We start from the raw sequence: 17,967 nt of genomic DNA on the forward strand, positions 1-17,967 counted from the left end.
CCTACGGCGGGCTCACCGTCGGCAGACCCCGCGTGACGCCGTGCGACGCAGGCAGCCGCGTCTTCGAGCCGCGTGGACGTGACCCGGCGGGGCCTCGCTCCTCGAACCGCTAGCGTGGAGCGCGTGCCTGCGACCGCCCGTTTCCTTGTCGTCCTCGATGCCGATTCCACGCTGATCCGCAACGAGGTCATCGAGCTCCTCGCCGACGAGGCCGGCCGGGGGGCCGAGGTGGCCGCCGCCACCGAAGCCGCGATGCGCGGCGAGGTCGACTTCGCCACGAGCCTGCGCTCGCGGGTGCACGCGCTGGCGGGCGTACCCACCGAGGCGTTCGAGCGGGCGATCGCGCGCATCGACCCCACCCCGGGCGTGCGCGAGCTGATCGCCGCCGTGCACGAGCGCGGCGGGGTCGTGGGCGTCGTGTCGGGTGGGTTCCACGAGGTTCTCGACACCGTGGCTCCCGACCTGGGCGTCGACCTCTGGCGCGCGAACCGGCTCGTGGCCGTCGACGGAGCCCTCACGGGAGAGGTCGACGAAGACATCGTGGATGCCAGGGCCAAGGCCGACACGCTCCGCCGCTGGGCCGATGAGCTCGGTGTTTCCCTCCCTCTCACCTTCGCGATCGGAGATGGCGCGAACGACCTCGAGATGATGGCGACCGCGGGACTGGGGCTGGCATTCAACGCCAAACCCGCGGTGCGCGAGCGCGCGGACCTCGTCGTGGGGGCCGTCGATCTGTCTCAGGTCGTCGCGCTGCTCCCCCGCTGACTTCCGGGCCGCCCGCGCCGAAAGACCCCCTTTCCGATGTCGGAGGTCCGTTCTACCCTCGCCGCATGGACGTCATCCTGGTTCCCGGTCTGTGGCTCGACGCGTCGTCGTGGGACGACATCACCCCCGCTCTGGAGGCGGCCGGCCATCGCCCGTACCCGTTGACTCTGCCCGGACCGGCCGTAGGCGACCTGGTCGTCGACGACTGGGTCGATGCGGTCGTCCGAGAGATCGACCGCCTCGGCGATCGCGTGATCCTCGTCGGGCACTCGGGCGGCGGCAACGTCGTCTGGGGCGCGGCTGACCGCCGACCCGACCGGGTCGCGCGCGTCATCCTCGTCGACACGATCGTGCCGCATCCGGGGGCGACGATCTCGGAGTTCCCCGTCGAGAACGGCGTCGTACCCTTCCCCGGGTGGGACTTCTTCGATGACGACGACGTCGCCGATATCGACGACGAGACCCGTCGGCGCACCGCGGAGCACGTCGTCGACGTGCCCGGCCGCGTGCCGAGCTCACCGATCACGCTGAGCGACGAGCGACGTTTCGCCGTGCCCGTGACGATTCTGTCGGGGCAGCTCGATGCGGAGTCCTTCCCGCGCGTGCTCTCTCAGTGGGACGCCTACGCGCGAGAGGTGGACAAGATCGAGAACGTCGAAGTCATCACGCTCGATTCCGGCCACTGGCCGCAGTTCTCGCAGCCCGAGCGGTTCGCAGAAAAACTGGTCGCCGCGGTGCGGTGAGAGCTGTCCCGTCCCGGGCTCACGGCCAGCGCTGTAGCGCTCGACCACAAGCGCGTACCGCGTCGTCAGCACGCCAGTCGCCCGGGCGACTGGGGTGCAACCCGGGCCCGGCGGCGTGCATCCGAGGCCTCAGTGCCCCATGCCGAGACCGCCGTCGACCGGAATCACCGCACCCGAGATGTACGCGGCGTCGTCACCGGCGAGCCAGGTGACGACTCCGGCGACCTCCTCGGGAGAAGCGAAACGCCCCGCGGGGATGTTCTTCTTGTACTCGGCCTGGGTGTCGGCGGGGAGCTCGGCCGTCATGTCGGTCTCGATGAAGCCCGGAGCGACGACGTTCGCCGTGATGCCGCGACCGCCGAGTTCGCGCGTGAGCGAGCGGGCGAAGCCGACGAGGGCGCTCTTCGATGCGGCGTAGTTGATCTGACCGGCCGAACCGTAGAGCCCGACGACACTCGAGATGAGGATGACACGCCCCCAGCGCGCCTTGAGCATGCCCTTCGACGCGCGCTTGACGACGCGGAAGGCCCCACCGAGATTGGTGTTCACGACGCTGTCGAAGTCGTCCTCGCTCATGCGGAGCAGCAGGGTGTCCTTCGTCACGCCGGCATTCGCCACGACCACCGCGATCGGACCGAGCTCGGCCTCGACCTGGGTGAAGGCGGCGTCCACGGCGGCCGCGTCCGTCACATCGGCGCGCACGGTCAGGGTTCCCTCGGGGCCCTCACCGGAGCGGGCGGTCACGGCGACCTTCCACCCCTCGGCGACGAAACGCTCGGCGATGGCTCGACCGATGCCCCGGTTTCCTCCGGTGACGACGACGACGCGGTCCTGGGACATGGTGAGACTCCTGCGCTTGCGGTGACGGAACCGCCCTAGCCTACCGAGGCGACTCCCCGGCCCCGCCCGCCGAGGTTTGACACGGGGTCGGCACCGCTGGAACGCTGGACGAACGCGCGACGAAAGGGGCTCCCGTGAGCGACGACCGCACCACCGACCCGCAGCATCCCGAGCACATCGGGTCCGACAACACGCACGGCAGCGAGCAGCCCTCGTCGCCCTACGCTCCTCAGACCGAGACGTCCCCGGCTTCCCCGTACGAGGCGGCAGGGCCGTCGGCGTCCGCGGCACCTTCCGACGGCCCTTCGGCGGACGGTTCTCCGGCGTACGGCGCTGCGCCGTACGAGGCCACGGCGCCGGAAGCCCCGGCCTACGGAACGCCTGCACCCCCGGCGTACGGGGCGTCCGCGCCCGACGCCCCCGCCTACGCGACGCCCGCGCCCGACGCCGGCGCCGCCTACGGCGCCCCCGCCTACGTCGCGCCGGCGTACAACCAGCCCCCGACCTCGACCTACGGACAGCCCGCCTACGGCACGCCCAACGCGGCCTACGGGTACGGCGGCGCCTACGCCGCCCCCGCGCGCACCAACGTCCTCGCGATCGTGTCGCTCGTGGCATCCCTCGTCGGTTTCGTGCTCATCCTGCCGGTGGTCGGATCGATCGCCGGTGTCATCATGGGGCACATCTCGCTCAAGCAGATCAAGGAGCGGGGCGAGCGCGGTCGCGGAATGGCCCTCGCGGGCGTCATCGTCGGCTACGTGACCCTCCTTTTCGTCATCCTCTTCATCATCGGGATCTCGATCCTCATCGCCGGCAGCGCCGGTTCCAGCGGCTCGCGCTACGGCGCCTGACGGTCGCGATCAAGCCGCCGGGCGCTCAGGCGCCCGGCGGCTTTTCACGATGTCGAAGAGTCGGCGCGAGAGCGCACCCTGTGTCATCCCCACGGGCGTACCCTGATACCACTGTGAAGACATCGCACACCGCTCAGTCCGCGACGTCGCTCCCCAAGGCACCGAGGGAGGACGCCGATTCCCGTTTCACCAAGTACATGGTGATGATGGGGATCCGTATCGCGTGCTTCATCGCGATGGCCGTCATCACCCCCTACGGCTGGTACACCTTCGTGTTCGCAGCCGGAGCGATCTTCCTGCCCTACCTCGCCGTCATCGTCGCCAACGTCGCTGCCGATCAGGGCTCCACCGAGGCAATCGCTCCCGAACGCGCGCTCGAAGCTCCCTCGGCCACCCCCGCTCCCGCAGCCGCCGCCGAGGGCCCGCTCGTCATCCGTATCGCCGAGACCCCGCGCCTCGATTCCCCGCGCGACGATCGCTCGTGAACGACGAGCCCGCCGAGTGCTCGCGGGCCGGATGCCGAGAAGCCGCCGTCTGGTCGATCCACTGGCGCAATCCGCGCATCCACGCGGCCGACCGTCGTAAGACCTGGGTCGCATGCGACGAGCACGTGGCCTACTTGCGCGCGTTCCTCGGCGCCCGCGACTTCCCCGTCGAGGTTGCCGCCCTGTCGAGCGAACGCGCGTGAACGCCTCGCCGACGGACGTACCCTGGAAGACGTGATCGGTTCGGTCGAGATGAACGTGTGCATCGGGTGGTGCGCACGATGAGCGAGCGCGAGATGCCCGCGGCCGGACGGTGGGCCATCTACGTCGGTATCGCGATCCTCTTCGCGATCGCCTGCGGGTTCCTCTCGAACTGGCAGTTCTCGCGCAACGCCGATCGCAGCGAACAACTGCAGCTCGTCGCCGACAACTACGACGCCACCCCGGTCCCCCTCGGCGAGCTGCTCGCTCCCGGCGCCGAGCTGAACCCCGGCGACGAGTGGCGCCCCGTGCGCATGCAGGGGCAGTACCTCACCGATGAGCAGCTGCTCGTCAGAAACCGCGCGCACGGGGGCTCGGCGGCCTTCGAACAGCTCGTGCCGTTCCGACTCGACGACGGTCGCACTTTCCTCGTCGACCGCGGGTGGCTCGCCCCCGGCAACCAGCAGTCGGAGCCCGACGACATCCCCGCGCCTCCTTCCGGCGAGGTGACGGTCGAGGTACGTCTGCGCCCCGAGGAGGCCGCCCCGACCTCGGGCCGCACCGCCGAGACCGGTCAAGTGCCGACGATCAATCTCGGACTCGTCGAGGAGCAGACCGGCCCCATCGAGCAGGGCGCCTACGGCCTGCTCATGTCGGAGTCCCCCGCTCCGGCCGCCGCGCCCGCCCCGGTCGACCCGCCGAGCAACGACCCGGGTCCGTACCTGTCGTACGCGGTGCAATGGATCCTCTTCGCCATCATGGGCTTCGGCTTCATCACCTATGTCATCGTCAACGAGCGCAAGCTCCGCCGAGAAGAGGACGACGACGAGGACGACGAGCTCATCGAACCCGTCCCGACGCCCGAGAACCCCACGGGTGAGCGCCGCCGCGTCGACCCGGTCGCCCTGCACCGCTCGCGCAAGCGCCCGAAGGACCGAGACGCCGACGACGAGGACGCCCTGCTCGACGCCCGCTGAGCGGAACGGCAAGATGGCGGAATGACCCCGATCGTGCGCCCCGCCACGGCGGACGACCTCGCCGCGGTACGACTCATCGGGATTTTGAGCTGGCCGCCCACCTACGGCCCCACGCGAGGCGCGGACTACGTCGTCGCCGGGTTGGATCGTTACTGGAGCGACGAGGCGATCGGCACCGCGATCAGGGAGGAGCGCGTCGATGTCGCCTGCCGTGACGACACCGTGATCGGAATGAGCGAAGTCGACCGGATGGGCAACGATCTGGTGCTCTGGAAGCTCTACGTCGCACCCGATCAGCAGCACCGGGGTGTGGGCCGGCGGCTCGTCGACGCCGGGAAGGAGCGCGCCCGTGCCATCGGCGGCGACCTCGTCACCGAGTACGACATCGGTAACGCGACCGTCCGCGGCTTCTACCTCCGCCAAGGATTTCGCGACGATGTCGCGCCCTGGCCCGGCACGGATGCCGTGTGGATGCGCTGGGCGCTGTCCCGGCAGAGGTGACGCCGTGCCGGCACCCACGGCATCCGCTTTTGGTGGCGCTCGGCTTACGCCAAGGTGATCAGATCCGCGTAGTCGCGGCCCCAGATGTCTTCGACGCCGTCCGGCAGGATGAGCACGCGCTCGGGGTTGAGCGCCTCGACGGCGCCCTCGTCGTGCGAGACGAGCACGACAGCGCCCTCGTAGTGCGACAAGGCGCCCAGGATCTCTTCGCGCGAGGCGGGGTCGAGGTTGTTCGTGGGCTCGTCGAGCAGCAGCATGTTGGCCGACGAGACCACGAGGGTCGCGAGCGACAGGCGCGTCTTCTCGCCACCGGAGAGCACTCCCGCGGGCTTCAGCACGTCGTCGCCGACGAACAGGAACGATCCCAGCACCTTTCGAGCCTCGGTCGCCGTGATGTGCGGGGCCGACGACATCATGTTCTCGAGCACCGAACGGTTCACGTCGAGGTTCTCGTGCTCCTGGGCGTAGTAGCCGATCTTCAGACCGTGCCCGGGCTCGAGCTGGCCGGTGTCGGGCTGGTCGACGCCGGCGAGGATGCGCAGCAGCGTGGTCTTTCCGGCTCCGTTGAGCCCCAGGATGACCACGCGCGAACCGCGGTCGATCGCGAGGTCGACGTCGGTGAAGATCTCGAGCGAGCCGTACGACTTCGAGAGCCCGGAGGCCATGAGCGGAGTCTTCCCGCAGGGCGCGGGCTTCGGGAAGCGCAGCTTCGCGACGCGCTCTTCGGCACGCACCTCGTCGAGGCCCGAGAGCATCTTCTCGGCGCGCGCGACCATCTGGTGCGCGGCCGCTGCCTTCGAGGCCTTCGCGCCGAAGCGCGCGGCCTGCAGCTGCAGGGCAGTAGCCTTCTTCTCGACGTTGACGCGCTCCTTCTTGCGGCGCTCCTCGTCGGCCACCCGCTGGCGCAGGTAGTTCTTCCAGTTCATGTTGTAGACGTCGATGACCTGGCGATTGGCATCCAGGTAGAAAACGCGGTTGACGGTCTCGCCGACGAGTTCCACGTCGTGCGAGATCACGATGAGCCCGCCCTTGTAGCCCTTGAGGAACTCGCGCAGCCACACGACACTGTCGGCGTCGAGGTGGTTGGTCGGCTCGTCGAGGATCATGGTCTGCGCGTCGGAGAAGAGGATGCGCGCCAGTTCGATGCGACGACGCTGACCGCCCGACAGGGTCTTCAACGGCTGATCGAGGATGCGATCGGGGAGAGAGAGGTTGTGGGCGATGGATGCCGCTTCCGCCTCGGCCGCGTATCCGCCCGCCGCTTCGAAGCGCTCGGTGTAGTTCGCGTACTTCTTCATCGCCTTGGCGGCCACGGCGGGATCGTCGTCGCCCATCGCCATCGACGCCTCGTGCATGCCGAGGGCGAGAGAGCCCAGGCCGCGGGCGTCGAGGATGCGGGTGCGCGCGAGCATCTCAGGGTCTCCCGAGCGGGGGTCCTGGGGCAGGTAGCCCAACTCCCCCGAGCGGTCGACTCCGCCGTTCGCGGGCAGGAGGTCGCCGGCGAGCACCTTCGTCAGCGTCGTCTTACCGGCGCCGTTGCGCCCGACAAGGCCGATCTTGTCGCCGTCGGAGACGCGGAACGCCACATCGGACATGAGCACGCGGGCACCCACGCGGATCTCGAGGTCGTGCACGGCGAGCACAGCGAACGTCCGTTCTTCGGAGATGGGGAAATGGCCGACATGGCCAGCCACCCAGTATAAGACGCGCTCCTGCATGCCCGCCGACAGCGCGTTCAGCACCGCAGCGGCGGCGCGCTCGAAAAGGCTGCGAGGGAACGACGACTCGTCCGGATGCCGACTTCCCGACACGACGAAGACTTCGCTGTGCGGGTGTCTCGACGCCGAGGAGATCGGCCGATCCCGCGGCGTCTGAGTTTGCTTTTCGCTCCGTGGACTGACCTAAACTAAGCCTATCCTTACCTAACACGCAGGAGGCTCTTCGTGTCCCGATTCCGCGCACTGGCGGCACTCGCCGTCGGTTCCGCCCTCGTCCTGACCGGCTGCGCCGGCACCTCGGCAGCCGCCCCGGGCGCTTCCGACGATTCCACCGCGGACGGCGCATTCCCCGTGACGCTCACCAACGTCTTCGGCGAGACGACCATCGCCGCGAAGCCCGAGCGCGTCGTCACGGTCGACTGGGGCAACCAGGACGTCGCCCTGGCGCTCGGCGTCGTTCCCGTCGCCATGCCCAAGGTGATCTACGGCGACGAAGACGGTGACGGCCTGCTCCCGTGGACGAAGGACAAGCTCGCCGAGCTCGGCGCGCAGACGCCCGTCCTGATGGACGAGACCAACGGCTACGACTACGAGGCCATCTCCGACGCTCGGCCCGACGTCATCCTCGCCGCCTACTCCGGCATGACCCAGGAGCAGTACGACACGCTGAGCAAGATCGCGCCGGTCGTCACCTTCCAAGACGTCGCGTGGGGCACCACCTGGCAGGACATGACCGTCATCGACGGGACGGCTCTCGGGCTGAAGGACGAGGCCGAGAAGATGGTCGCCGACAAAGAGAAGCACATCACGGACGAAGCGGCGAAGTACCCCGCCATCGCCGGGAAGAAGTCGCTCCTCACCTACTTCGACCCGACCAACCTGTCGACGCTCGGCTTCTACAACACGCTCGACCCGCGCATGGGCTATCTCGAGGAGCTCGGCTTGGCCCCGTCGTCCTACGTCGCTTCGGAGTCGGCCGCGTCGAAGACCTTCTGGTTCACCCCCAGCACCGAGCAGATCGAGAACTTCTCCGACGTGCAGGTCATGGTCGCCTACGGCAGCGACGGCATGATCGCCGCGATGCAGGCCGATCCGCTGCTGTCGAAGATCCCGGCCGTGGCCGACGGAGCGATCGCCGTGATCACGAGTGGTTCCACCCTCTCGTCGGCCATCACCCCGACGCCGCTGAACATCGGATCGACCTACGGCGACGAGTACATCGGCCTCGTGGGCGCTGCGGCGGCGAAGGCCTCGTCCTGATGCCGATCCCTCACCCGTCGGAGCGATGAGCACTCTCGCTCCGGCCCTCTCCGCCCCCGGCGACGCTCGCCCGCGTCACTGGGGGCGGAGACGTGCTGTCGGTGTCATCGCTCTCGTCGTCGTGCTCGTCGTCGCGGCGATCCTCTCGGTCACCTTCGGTGCGCGCGACGTCACGGCCGCCGACATCTGGTCGGGACTCACCGGTTCCACCGACACCGCCTCGGCGGCCGCGGTCGCGAAGCGGGTTCCCCGAACCGTCCTCGCCATCCTCGTCGGCGCAGCCCTCGCGGTCTCGGGTGCGGTTCTGCAGGGGGCCACCCGCAACCCCCTCGCCGACCCGCAGATCCTCGGCATCAACGGCGGCGCCGGACTGGCGATCGTCGTCGGCATCGCCTTCTTCGGGCTCGGCTCGGCGACGTCCTACATCTGGGTCGGGTTGATCGGCGCCGCGGGTGCCGCCGTGCTGGTCTACGCGATCGGCTCGCTCGGTCGGGGCGGGGCGACACCATTGCGTCTCGCCCTCGCCGGCGCGGTCAGCGCCGTCGCGTTCAGCTCGCTCACGAGCGCAGTCCTTCTGCCGCGCGTCAACGTCATGAACGAGTTCCGTTTCTGGCAGATCGGCGGCGTCGGCGGAGCGACCTTCGAGACGATCCTGCAGGTGCTGCCCTTCCTCCTCGCGGGTCTGCTGATCTGCCTCGCGAGTTCGACGGCGCTGAACACGCTCGCTCTGGGTGACGAGCTCGCCGCAGGCCTGGGCGCTCGCGTCCGCGCTGCCCGGCTGATCTCCACCGGCGGTGCTGTAATCCTGTGCGGTGCCGCGACCGCGGTCGCCGGTCCCATCGGCTTCGTCGGGCTCGTCGTCCCCCACATGGTCCGTTTGCTGGTCGGCGTCGACCACCGGTGGCTGCTGCCCGTCTCCGCGCTGGGCGGTGCCGTGCTCCTCACGCTCGGCGACGTCGTGGGCCGCGTGGTGGCGCGTCCCGAGGAGATCGAGGTCGGCATCGTCACCGCTCTGGTGGGGGCACCGTTCTTCATCGCACTGGTTCGGCGACAGAGGATGAGGGCGCTGTGATCGGCTCGCTCACCGCCCCCGCGCCGGCCGCCCTGGCGTCCGTCGTCGACGGCCGGAAGCGTCGTCGACGCAAGTGGGTGCTGGTCACCGGCATCCTGACCTTTCTCGTCGTCGGCGCGTTCTCGTTGTCCCTCATGCTGGGTCAGACCGCCTACTCCCCCGTCGAGGTGTGGGGTGTCCTCACCGGACAACGCGTCCCGGGGGCGTCGTTCACCGTGGGCGAGTTGCGGCTCCCCCGCGCGGTGACCGGACTGTTCACGGGCCTGTGCTTCGGAATGGGGGGCGTGGTCTTCCAGTCGATGCTGCGCAACGCTCTCGCGAGTCCCGACGTCATCGGCATCAACACCGGTGCGAGCGCCGCCGCCGTCATCGGCATCGTGGTCTTCGGGATGGGCGAGACGACCGTGTCGTTTCTCGCGATGGCCGCGGCCCTCGTCGCCGCCCTCACGATCTATCTGCTCGCCTACCGCAACGGCGGCTCGGGGGCACGCCTGATCCTCGTCGGCATCGGCGTCGCGGCGATGTGCCAGGCCGTCGTGTCGTACGTGATCGCGCGCGCCGCGGAATACGACCTCCCCGCCGCGATGCGCTGGATCACCGGGAACCTGAACGACGCGACGTGGGACCGCGCCCTGCCGGTCGCCGGCGCTGTCGTCGTCCTCGCCCCGGTTCTCCTCGGCCTCTCCGGCCGCCTCGAGATCCTCCGCATGGGCGATGACACCGCCGCCGCCGTCGGTCTCCCCGTCGAGCGGAGTCGGCTGCTGCTCATCGTCGCCGCCGTAGGCCTGCTGGCCTTCGGCACGGCCGCCGCGGGCCCTATCGCCTTCGTGTCGTTCCTGGCCGGCCCCATCGCGGTCCGTCTTCTCGGGCCGGTCGGCTCCCCCATCCTGCCCGCGGGTCTGGTCGGCGCCCTGCTGGTGCTCGTGGCCGACTTCTGCGCCCAGTACGCGTTCGGCACGCGTCTGCCCGTGGGCGTGATCACCGGCGTTCTCGGGGCGCCGTATCTCATCTACCTGCTCGTTCGCAGCAGCCGAACCGGAGGAACCACGCTATGACCGTCGAGCGCTCCCTGATCGCCGAGGGCGTCACTCTCGGCTACGGAGACCGGACCATCGTCGACTCCCTCGACCTGCAGATCCCGCCGGGAAAGGTGACGACCATCGTCGGAGCGAACGCGTGCGGCAAGTCGACGTTGCTCAAGGCCATGGCGCGCCTGCTCACACCCTCGGCGGGCCAGGTGCTGCTCGACGGCAAGTCCATCCACCGCCAACCCACCAAGCAGGTCGCGCGCGTGCTGGGGCTCCTTCCCCAGTCGCCGATCGCTCCGGACGGGATCGCCGTGTCCGATCTCGTCAGCCGAGGCCGTCACCCCCATCAGGGCGCGCTGTCGCGCTGGACGAGCGCAGACGACGCCGCGGTGGCACGCGCCCTCGACGCCACCGACGTCGCGCACCTCGCCGACCGCCCCGTCGACGAGCTCAGCGGCGGCCAGCGCCAACGCGTGTGGATCGCGATGGCCCTGGCTCAAGAGACCGACGTTCTGCTGCTCGACGAGCCGACGACCTTCCTCGACATCAGCCACCAGATCGACGTGCTCGATCTGCTGGCCGACCTCAACCGCGATCGCGGCACCACCGTGGCCATGGTGCTCCACGACCTCAACCTCGCCGCCCGCTACGCCGACCATCTCGTGGCCATGGCGAACGGCGAGGTGATCGCGGCCGGAGACCCCGCCGAGGTCCTCACCGAAGACACCGTGCGCCGCGTCTTCGGCCTCGACAGCCGCGTGGTGCCCGACCCGCTGACCGGGCGGCCCATGGTCATCCCGATCGGCCGGCATCACACGGTGGCCGAGCCGGAGCAGGCGCAGACGGCCTGACGGTCCGAGAACGACGGAAGCCCCGGTCTCGGCCGGGGCTTCTGTCGTGGTTCGCGGTCGCTGCCGCTCAGGCCGTCCGCTCGACCTGTCCCGCGCGCCAGTACCCCATGAAGGCGACGCGTCCGCGGTCGACGCCGCAGCCGGAGACGAGCATGCGGCGCAGCAGCTTCACCGTCGACGACTCCCCCGCGATCCACGCGTAGAACTCCCCCTCCGCGTCAGCGGGGCTGTCCCACAGCAGGTCGACGTCGAGGTCGATGTCTTCGAGCACCTGCGGGCGAGGCGCGGCCGCGCGCGCCAGAACGTCACCGGATGCCGCGACCCAGGCCTCCATCGCTTCGATCAGCGCCTCGCCGTGGGGGCGTTCGCCGCGCGGGAGCCAGTGCACGCGCGCGTCCCCGCTTCGTACGGTCAGAGCGTCGTCGACGTCGGGCACTTCGATGAACGCATCGACGTCAAGGCCGGGCTCGAGGCCCTCCAGCACGGCGCAGATCGCGGGGGCGGCGGTCTCGTCACCGGCGAGCAGGATGCGTCGCGCCGTTCCGGGGTGGAAGTCGATCCCCTGCGCCGAATCGGCGCTGCGCGCGTCGGGGCCGACGACCACCAGGTGGTCCCCCGCCGTCGCCGCTTCCGCCCAGGAGCCGGCCGGACCGGCGTCGTGGTGCACGACGAAGTCGATGTCGAGTTCCAGGGCCTCGGGGTCGATGCGGCGCACGGTGTAGGTGCGGAAGGGCATGCGCTCCTCGTCGGGCAGGTCGCGCCAGCGCGTGTACCAGTCGCCGTTGGCGATGGCCTCGGGATCGTCCTGTCCGATGTCGCAGACGGTGCCGTCGCGGCCGGGCAGCACCAGCTTGACGCGCTGGTCGCGGCGGTCGGTGCCGAAGACGTCGAAGTCGGGTGAGGTGAACGTCACGCGCACGAAGTGCGGCGAGAGACGTCGCGCGGTCTTCACCACGGCGACGTACGGGCGGTAGGCGGGACGCGTGGCAGTGATCACCAGATAAGGATATCCTTACCTTGCCTCCGGATGCCACGGTGACGCCTCGACGGCGAGGTACCGGCCCGATCGCCCCGAGAGGTCCCCCTCCGTTTCGTCACACGCTGTCGACGAGCCGCCCGATCCTCTCGATCGCCTCGCGGAGCACCTCGGGAGCACAGCCCACGTTGATGCGCACGTGTCCGATCCCCTCGACCCCGAACAGCGGGCCGTGGTGCAGGGCGACCTGCGCCTCGCGCCGGATGAACGGAGCGGGGTTGTCGCCCCAGCCGTACGCCGACACGTCCACCCACGCGAGGAACCCAGCTTCGGGAATGCGATAGCGCGCGAGTGGCAGATGCTGGGCGAGCAGGTCGGCGAGCAGTCGACGGTTGTCGTCCAGCGCCACGAGCAACGAGGCGAGCCACCGGTCGCTCTCGGCCGAGAACGCGGCGCGGTTCGCGATGACGCCGAACAGTCCCGCGCGCCACTCGACCTCCCACGGCAGGGCGCGCACGACCGCGGCGGTCTCCTCCGCCCCCGTCACGATCACGGCGCACTTCAACCCGGCGAGATTGTAGGTCTTACTCGCGCTCGTCACGATGTAGCCGACCGCGGCCGCCTCGTCTCCGGCATCCAGGAACGGGGTGAAGACCGCGGGGGCGTGCGTGAGCGGCGCGTGGATCTCGTCGCTGATCACGCTCGCGCCGTAACGGTGCGCGAGACGCGCAAGAGCTGCCAGGGACTCCCGCGAGTGGACGGTCCCGGTGGGGTTGTGCGGGTTGCACAGCAGGACGGCACGCGCCCCGCCCGCCAGGGCCGCCTCGATCGAATCGAGGTCGAGGTGCCAGCGCGCCCCGTCGTCGATCAGCGGGATACGCTCCACGACGGCCCCGGCCTCTTCGACCGTGTCGTAGAACGGCGGGTACACCGGGGGCGTCACGATCACACGGTCGCCGGGAGAAGTGACTCCGCGCAACACTTCGACAACGCCCATCATCACGTCGCCCGTCCAGCGGATGCGCGACGGATCGGGTCGCCACCCCCATCGCCGCTCGGCGAAGTCGGCGAAATCGAGGTCGATGCCGGGGCGCGGAGGCGTGTAGCCCGTGTCACCGATCTCGACCGCCCGGTGCAGAGCCGCCGTGATCGCCGGCGCGAGCGGATAGTCGGTCTCGGCCACGAACATCGGAATGACGTCATCGCCGTAGGAGCGCCACTTCGTGCTGCTGCGCTGACGCAGAAGCTCGATCGGCAGTGCCTGCAACGGGAGAACGCTCATGCGAAAAGCCTAACGAGGACCCCGGATGCCGGTGCCCGGCGCGTCAGAGGAGGACACACGACGTCGCAGAGACCGCGGACGCCCACCCCCGAGGGGGATGGGCGTCCGTGAGAGGGTCTCAGATCGCGAAACCGAGGGCGCGCATCATGTCGCGTCCGTCGTCAGTGATCCGTTCGGGACCCCACGGCGGCATCCACACCCAGTTGATGCGGAAGCGTTCCACGACGTTGTCGAGAGCCTGAGCCGTCTGCTCTTCGAGCACATCGGTCAGCGGACAGCCGGCCGAGGTGAGGGTCATGTGGATGACGAGCGCGTCGTTCTCGTCGTCCCACGCGAGATCGTAGATGAGGCCGAGGTCCACGACGTTGATCCCCAGTTCGGGATCCATGACGTCTTTCAGAGCCTCGGTGACCTCGTCGTACTTCTCGGGAGCGAGGGTTGCGGTCATGTAACGATCCTACGCGTCGATCGGCGTACCGGCCTCGAGGAAGCGGTCGTAACCCTCTTCTTCGAGTCGGTCGGCGAGCTCGGGCCCGCCCTCTTCGACAATGCGACCCTTCACGACGACGTGCACGAAGTCGGGGCGGATGTAGCGGAGGATGCGCGTGTAGTGCGTGATGAGCAGCACGCCGAGATCGGTCTGCTCCTTGGCGCGGTTCACGCCCTCCGACACGATCTTCAGCGCGTCGACGTCGAGGCCCGAGTCGGTCTCGTCGAGCACGGCGATCTTCGGCTTGAGCAGCTCGAGCTGGAGGATCTCGTGGCGCTTCTTCTCGCCGCCCGAGAAGCCTTCGTTGACGTTGCGCGAGGCGAACTTCGGGTCCATGCGGAGGTTCTCCATGGCGCCCTTGACGTCCTTGGTCCACGAGCGGATGGCCGGGGCCTCGCCGTCGATGGCCGTCTTGGCGGTGCGCAGGAAGTTCGTCACGGTGACGCCGGGGATCTCGACCGGGTACTGCATGGCGAGGAAGAGGCCCGCGCGAGCGCGCTCGTCGACGCTCATCTCGAGCACGTCCTCGCCGTCGAGCGTGATGGAGCCGCTCGTGACGGTGTACTTGGGGTGGCCGGCGATCGTGTACGCCAGGGTCGACTTGCCGGAGCCGTTGGGGCCCATGATGGCGTGGGTCTCACCGGTGCGCATGGTGAGCGTCACGCCGTTGAGGATCGGGGTCGTACCGTTCTCCGTCTCGACCGTCACGTGGAGGTCGCGGATCTCGAGGACAGACATGGTGTTCCTTACTCGTAAATTCTGGGGGTCGTGGGCGCGGCTCAGGCCGTCGCCTTGGTGACGGACGGATCGATGAGCACGTCGTCTCCGTCGATCACGACCTCGTACACGGGGACCGGCTCGTACGCCGGGAGGTTCAGGGGGCGACCGGTCTTCAGCGAGAACGCCGAGCCGTGGGCCCAGCATTCCAGGGTCTCTCCCTCGACGAAGCCGTCGGAGAGCGAGATGTCGCCGTGCGTGCACACGTCGCCGATCGCGTGGACCTCGCCGTTGCCGTCGAGCACGACCGCGATCGCGACGCCGTCGATCTCGACGCGGTGCGCCTCGTCTTGGGTGAGGGCGCTGAGGGCGCAGGCGCGCGAGGCGCTCACGCCTCGGCCCCCGCGGCCAGCTCGTGCTCGATGGCCTCGATGAGCTCGGTCTCGAGCTCGGGGATGCCGATGCGCTGGACGATCTCCGTGAGGAACCCGAGCACGACGAGGCGACGGGCCTCGTCTTCGGCGATACCGCGCGCCTGCAGGTAGAACAGCTGCTCGTCGTCGAAACGACCCGTCGCGCTGGCGTGACCGGCACCCTGGATGTCACCGGTCTCGATCTCGAGGTTCGGGATCGAGTCGGCGCGGGCGCCGTCGGTGAGAACGAGGTTGCGATTGGCCTCGTAGGAGTCGGTGCCCGTGGCATCCGGTCCGATGAGGACGTCGCCGATCCAGACGCTGCGCGCGCTCTTGCCCTGCAGCGCGCCCTTGTAGAGCACGTCACCGACCGTGTGCGGACCCTTGTGGTGCAGGTAGACCTGCGATTCGAGGTGCTGACCGGCGTCGGCGAACGACAGGCCGTAGAGACGCCCCTCGGCGCCCGCGCCCGAAAGCTCGACGGAAGGGTTCACACGGACGACACCGCCGCCGAAGCTCACCACGACGTGGGTCAGCTTGGCGTCACGGTCGACACGAGCCTGGTGGGATGCCGCGTGCACGGCGTCGTCGTTCCAGCGCTGCACCGAGACGACCGTGAGGTCTGCGCCGTCGCGGACGATGATCTCGACGTTCTGCGCGTGATTCGCGGTGCCCTCGTGACGCAGCACCACGGTGCCGCGCGAGTTCGGCTGCGCCTCGATCACGACGTGGGCGTGCGCGAGGCCGCCGGTGCCGGTCAAGCGCACCACGATCGGCTCGTCGAGTTCGACATTCGCGGGGATGCGCAGCAGGGGTGCCTCGGCCTCGTGCGTCCAGGCGAGAGCGGCGGTCAGATCCTCGGGTCGGAAGTGCTCGCCGCGCGGGGCGTCTCCCGCGGCCAGACGCAGCTGTTCGACGGCCGCGGGAGCGCTGACTTCGACGGACACGACGCCCGAGGGCCCCGCCTCGTCGACGAACAGCGGCGTGAGCCGGTCGATGGGCGTCAGCTTCCAGTTGACCTCGCGGCCCGAGGGCACACCGAAATCAGCCGGATCGAACGAGGTCGGTCGCTCGGAGCGCGTCTGCACCGGAACGACGGATGCCACGAGTGCGGCGGGGTCGATATGCCCGTCCGCGGCGGCTGCGGGGGTGTGAGTCGCAGTCGTCATTTAGCCTACGGATCCTTCCATGCCCATCTCGATGAGCTTGTTGAGCTCGAGCGCGTATTCCATCGGCAGCTCGCGGGCGATCGGCTCGATGAAGCCGCGCACGATCATCGCCATGGCCTCGTCTTCGGGCATGCCGCGCGACTGCAGGTAGAACAGCTGCTCTTCGCTGACCTTCGAGACCGTGGCCTCGTGGCCGAGCTGCACGTCGTCGACGCGGATGTCGATCGCGGGGTACGTGTCGCTGCGCGAGATCGTGTCGACCAACAGGGCGTCGCAACGCACGGTGTTCGCGGAGTGATGCGCATTGGCATCCACTCGGACCTCGCCGCGGTAGCCCGCGCGACCGCCGCCGCGCGCGATCGACTTCGAAACGATCGACGACTGCGTGTACGGCGCCATGTGGATCATCTTCGCGCCGGCGTCCTGGTGCTGACCGGGACCGGCGAAGGCGACCGAGAGGGTCTCTCCCTTGGCGTGCTCTCCCATGAGGTAGATGGAGGGGTACTTCATCGTGACCTTGGAGCCGATGTTGCCGTCGACCCACTCCATGGTCGCGCCTTCGTGGGCGATCGCGCGCTTGGTGACGAGGTTGTAGACGTTGTTCGACCAGTTCTGGATCGTCGTGTACCGCACGCGGGCGTTCTTCTTCACGATGATCTCGACCACGGCCGAGTGCAGCGAGTCGCTCTTGTAGATGGGCGCGGTGCAGCCCTCGATGTAGTGGACGTAGCTGTCCTCATCGGCGATGATCAGCGTCCGTTCGAACTGCCCCATGTTCTCGGTGTTGATGCGGAAGTACGCCTGCAGCGGGATCTCGACGTGCACGCCCTTCGGGACGTAGACGAAGGAGCCGCCCGACCAGACGGCCGTGTTGAGCGCGGCGAACTTGTTGTCGCCGGCCGGGATGACCGTGCCGAAGTACTCCTCGAAGAACTCGGGGTGCTCGCGAAGAGCCGTGTCGGTGTCCATGAAGATGACACCCTGCTGCTCGAGGTCCTCACGGATCTGGTGGTAGACCACCTCGGACTCGTACTGAGCCGCGACGCCGGCGACGAGGCGCTGGCGCTCCGCCTCGGGGATACCGAGCTTCTCGTACGTGTTGCGGATCTCTTCCGGAAGGTCTTCCCAGGTCTGGGCCTGCTTCTCGGTCGAGCGCACGAAATACTTGATGTTGTCGAAGTCGATCTCCGACAGGTCTGCGCCCCACGTGGGCATGGGCTTGCGGCCGAAGAGCTGGTAGCCCTTCAGACGCGTCTTCAGCATCCACTCGGGCTCGGACTTGAGGGCGGAGATTCCGCGCACCACGTCCTCGTTGATCCCGCGCTGCGCGATCGCGCCGGCGGCATCGGTGTCGTGCCAGCCGAACTCGTATTGCCCCAGGCTTTCGAGCTCGGGTCGGTCGATGAGTACATCGGACATGGTGATCACTCTCCTTCTCGGGCCACAACGGTGTCATCCGCCCCGGCATTCCGGACTCCGGTCGAAGTCTCAGGAAGGTCGCTGGTGGGCCCGCTCGAAGACGCTGGCTGCGCGCCTAGACTGTCGTGGGTGCGGATCGCGTGAGCGCTGCACCCGGACCCTTCGATTCTACAGGCAACACCCGCTCCCGGTACGGCAGGACCGCTCTC

Annotated in this window: 20 protein-coding genes; 11 read left to right on the forward strand and 9 right to left on the reverse strand. The window is 68.9% G+C overall.

Annotated elements, in window-relative coordinates; all coding sequences use genetic code 11:
• The first annotated feature begins 123 nt into the window (after window positions 1-123).
• Window positions 124-765 carry a phosphoserine phosphatase SerB gene (gene serB, locus DEU35_RS16075; RefSeq protein WP_116240142.1) on the forward strand — a complete coding sequence of 214 codons (642 nt, stop codon included), beginning with the start codon at window positions 124-126 and terminating at the stop codon, window positions 763-765.
• Window positions 766-830: 65 nt separating this feature from the next.
• On the forward strand, window positions 831-1,508 hold the full coding sequence (locus tag DEU35_RS16080) for an alpha/beta fold hydrolase (RefSeq protein ID WP_103209780.1): 678 nt from the start codon (window positions 831-833) through the stop codon (window positions 1,506-1,508).
• Between the two features lie 129 nt (window positions 1,509-1,637).
• Here the strand turns inward: DEU35_RS16080 and fabG are convergent, their stop codons facing one another.
• Entirely contained in the window at window positions 1,638-2,348 is a 711-nt protein-coding gene (fabG, locus tag DEU35_RS16085) for a 3-oxoacyl-ACP reductase FabG (protein WP_103209782.1), read from the reverse strand.
• A gap of 134 nt (window positions 2,349-2,482) precedes the next feature.
• Between fabG and DEU35_RS16090 the strand changes: the two genes are divergently transcribed.
• The 5 genes from DEU35_RS16090 to DEU35_RS16110 all read left to right on the forward strand — a co-directional run bounded on the left by DEU35_RS16090 (window position 2,483) and on the right by DEU35_RS16110 (window position 5,363).
• Window positions 2,483-3,199 carry a DUF4190 domain-containing protein gene (locus tag DEU35_RS16090; protein WP_258873583.1) on the forward strand — a complete coding sequence of 239 codons (717 nt, stop codon included), beginning with the start codon at window positions 2,483-2,485 and terminating at the stop codon, window positions 3,197-3,199.
• A 113-nt stretch (window positions 3,200-3,312) separates the two neighbouring features.
• Window positions 3,313-3,684, forward strand: coding sequence for a DUF3099 domain-containing protein (locus DEU35_RS16095; protein ID WP_116240116.1), 372 nt, complete (start codon window positions 3,313-3,315; stop codon window positions 3,682-3,684).
• On the forward strand, window positions 3,681-3,887 hold the full coding sequence (locus DEU35_RS16100) for a hypothetical protein (protein WP_103209787.1): 207 nt from the start codon (window positions 3,681-3,683) through the stop codon (window positions 3,885-3,887). Before DEU35_RS16095 ends, DEU35_RS16100 begins: the two co-directional genes overlap by 4 nt.
• Before the next feature lie 78 nt (window positions 3,888-3,965).
• Window positions 3,966-4,862 (forward strand): SURF1 family protein, encoded by an 897-nt coding sequence (locus DEU35_RS16105; RefSeq protein WP_258873584.1) that lies wholly within the window; start codon window positions 3,966-3,968, stop codon window positions 4,860-4,862.
• A 21-nt stretch (window positions 4,863-4,883) separates the two neighbouring features.
• Window positions 4,884-5,363: a GNAT family N-acetyltransferase gene (locus DEU35_RS16110; RefSeq protein WP_116240117.1), complete on the forward strand. Its 480-nt coding sequence runs from the start codon at window positions 4,884-4,886 to the stop codon at window positions 5,361-5,363.
• A gap of 44 nt (window positions 5,364-5,407) precedes the next feature.
• Here DEU35_RS16110 and abc-f read toward each other — a convergent pair whose 3' ends face one another.
• The gene (gene abc-f, locus DEU35_RS16115; RefSeq protein WP_103210012.1) at window positions 5,408-7,006 is read right to left on the reverse strand and encodes a ribosomal protection-like ABC-F family protein; all 1,599 of its coding nucleotides are present in this window, start codon (window positions 7,004-7,006) and stop codon (window positions 5,408-5,410) included.
• A 300-nt stretch (window positions 7,007-7,306) separates the two neighbouring features.
• Between abc-f and DEU35_RS16120 the strand changes: the two genes are divergently transcribed.
• From DEU35_RS16120 to DEU35_RS16135, 4 genes are read left to right on the forward strand one after another with little or no spacing between them, the layout of a single operon-like run.
• Entirely contained in the window at window positions 7,307-8,341 is a 1,035-nt protein-coding gene (locus DEU35_RS16120) for an ABC transporter substrate-binding protein (RefSeq protein ID WP_103209792.1), read from the forward strand.
• A 25-nt stretch (window positions 8,342-8,366) separates the two neighbouring features.
• Complete coding sequence (locus DEU35_RS16125; protein ID WP_103209795.1) at window positions 8,367-9,413, forward strand: iron ABC transporter permease; 1,047 nt, start codon at window positions 8,367-8,369, stop codon at window positions 9,411-9,413.
• Window positions 9,410-10,468: an iron chelate uptake ABC transporter family permease subunit gene (locus tag DEU35_RS16130; protein ID WP_181904676.1), complete on the forward strand. Its 1,059-nt coding sequence runs from the start codon at window positions 9,410-9,412 to the stop codon at window positions 10,466-10,468. The genes DEU35_RS16125 and DEU35_RS16130 overlap by 4 nt, the downstream gene beginning before the upstream one ends.
• Window positions 10,465-11,292: an ABC transporter ATP-binding protein gene (locus DEU35_RS16135; protein ID WP_103209798.1), complete on the forward strand. Its 828-nt coding sequence runs from the start codon at window positions 10,465-10,467 to the stop codon at window positions 11,290-11,292. The genes DEU35_RS16130 and DEU35_RS16135 overlap by 4 nt, the downstream gene beginning before the upstream one ends.
• 67 nt (window positions 11,293-11,359) lie before the next feature.
• On the opposite strand, the gene DEU35_RS16140 is transcribed toward DEU35_RS16135, so the two are convergent.
• The 7 genes from DEU35_RS16140 to sufB all read right to left on the reverse strand — a co-directional run bounded on the left by DEU35_RS16140 (window position 11,360) and on the right by sufB (window position 17,758).
• Entirely contained in the window at window positions 11,360-12,289 is a 930-nt protein-coding gene (locus tag DEU35_RS16140) for a siderophore-interacting protein (RefSeq protein WP_246078320.1), read from the reverse strand.
• A 97-nt stretch (window positions 12,290-12,386) separates the two neighbouring features.
• Window positions 12,387-13,550, reverse strand: a complete 1,164-nt coding sequence (locus DEU35_RS16145) for a MalY/PatB family protein (protein ID WP_103209803.1) — start codon at window positions 13,548-13,550, stop codon at window positions 12,387-12,389.
• Window positions 13,551-13,668: 118 nt separating this feature from the next.
• A complete protein-coding gene (locus tag DEU35_RS16150; protein ID WP_056232125.1) occupies window positions 13,669-13,998 on the reverse strand; it encodes a metal-sulfur cluster assembly factor in 330 nt (109 codons plus the stop codon).
• A gap of 9 nt (window positions 13,999-14,007) precedes the next feature.
• Entirely contained in the window at window positions 14,008-14,778 is a 771-nt protein-coding gene (gene sufC / locus DEU35_RS16155) for a Fe-S cluster assembly ATPase SufC (protein WP_056232130.1), read from the reverse strand.
• A 41-nt stretch (window positions 14,779-14,819) separates the two neighbouring features.
• The gene (locus DEU35_RS16160) at window positions 14,820-15,149 is read right to left on the reverse strand and encodes a non-heme iron oxygenase ferredoxin subunit (protein ID WP_116240119.1); all 330 of its coding nucleotides are present in this window, start codon (window positions 15,147-15,149) and stop codon (window positions 14,820-14,822) included.
• Window positions 15,146-16,339 carry a Fe-S cluster assembly protein SufD gene (gene sufD / locus DEU35_RS16165; RefSeq protein ID WP_116240120.1) on the reverse strand — a complete coding sequence of 398 codons (1,194 nt, stop codon included), beginning with the start codon at window positions 16,337-16,339 and terminating at the stop codon, window positions 15,146-15,148. The genes DEU35_RS16160 and sufD overlap by 4 nt, the downstream gene beginning before the upstream one ends.
• Window positions 16,340-17,758 carry a Fe-S cluster assembly protein SufB gene (gene sufB, locus DEU35_RS16170; RefSeq protein ID WP_094734162.1) on the reverse strand — a complete coding sequence of 473 codons (1,419 nt, stop codon included), beginning with the start codon at window positions 17,756-17,758 and terminating at the stop codon, window positions 16,340-16,342.
• Window positions 17,759-17,967: the final 209 nt, after the last annotated feature.

It is taken from the genome of Microbacterium sp. AG157 (assembly GCF_003385695.1).
GTDB classification, from domain to species: domain Bacteria; phylum Actinomycetota; class Actinomycetes; order Actinomycetales; family Microbacteriaceae; genus Microbacterium; species Microbacterium testaceum.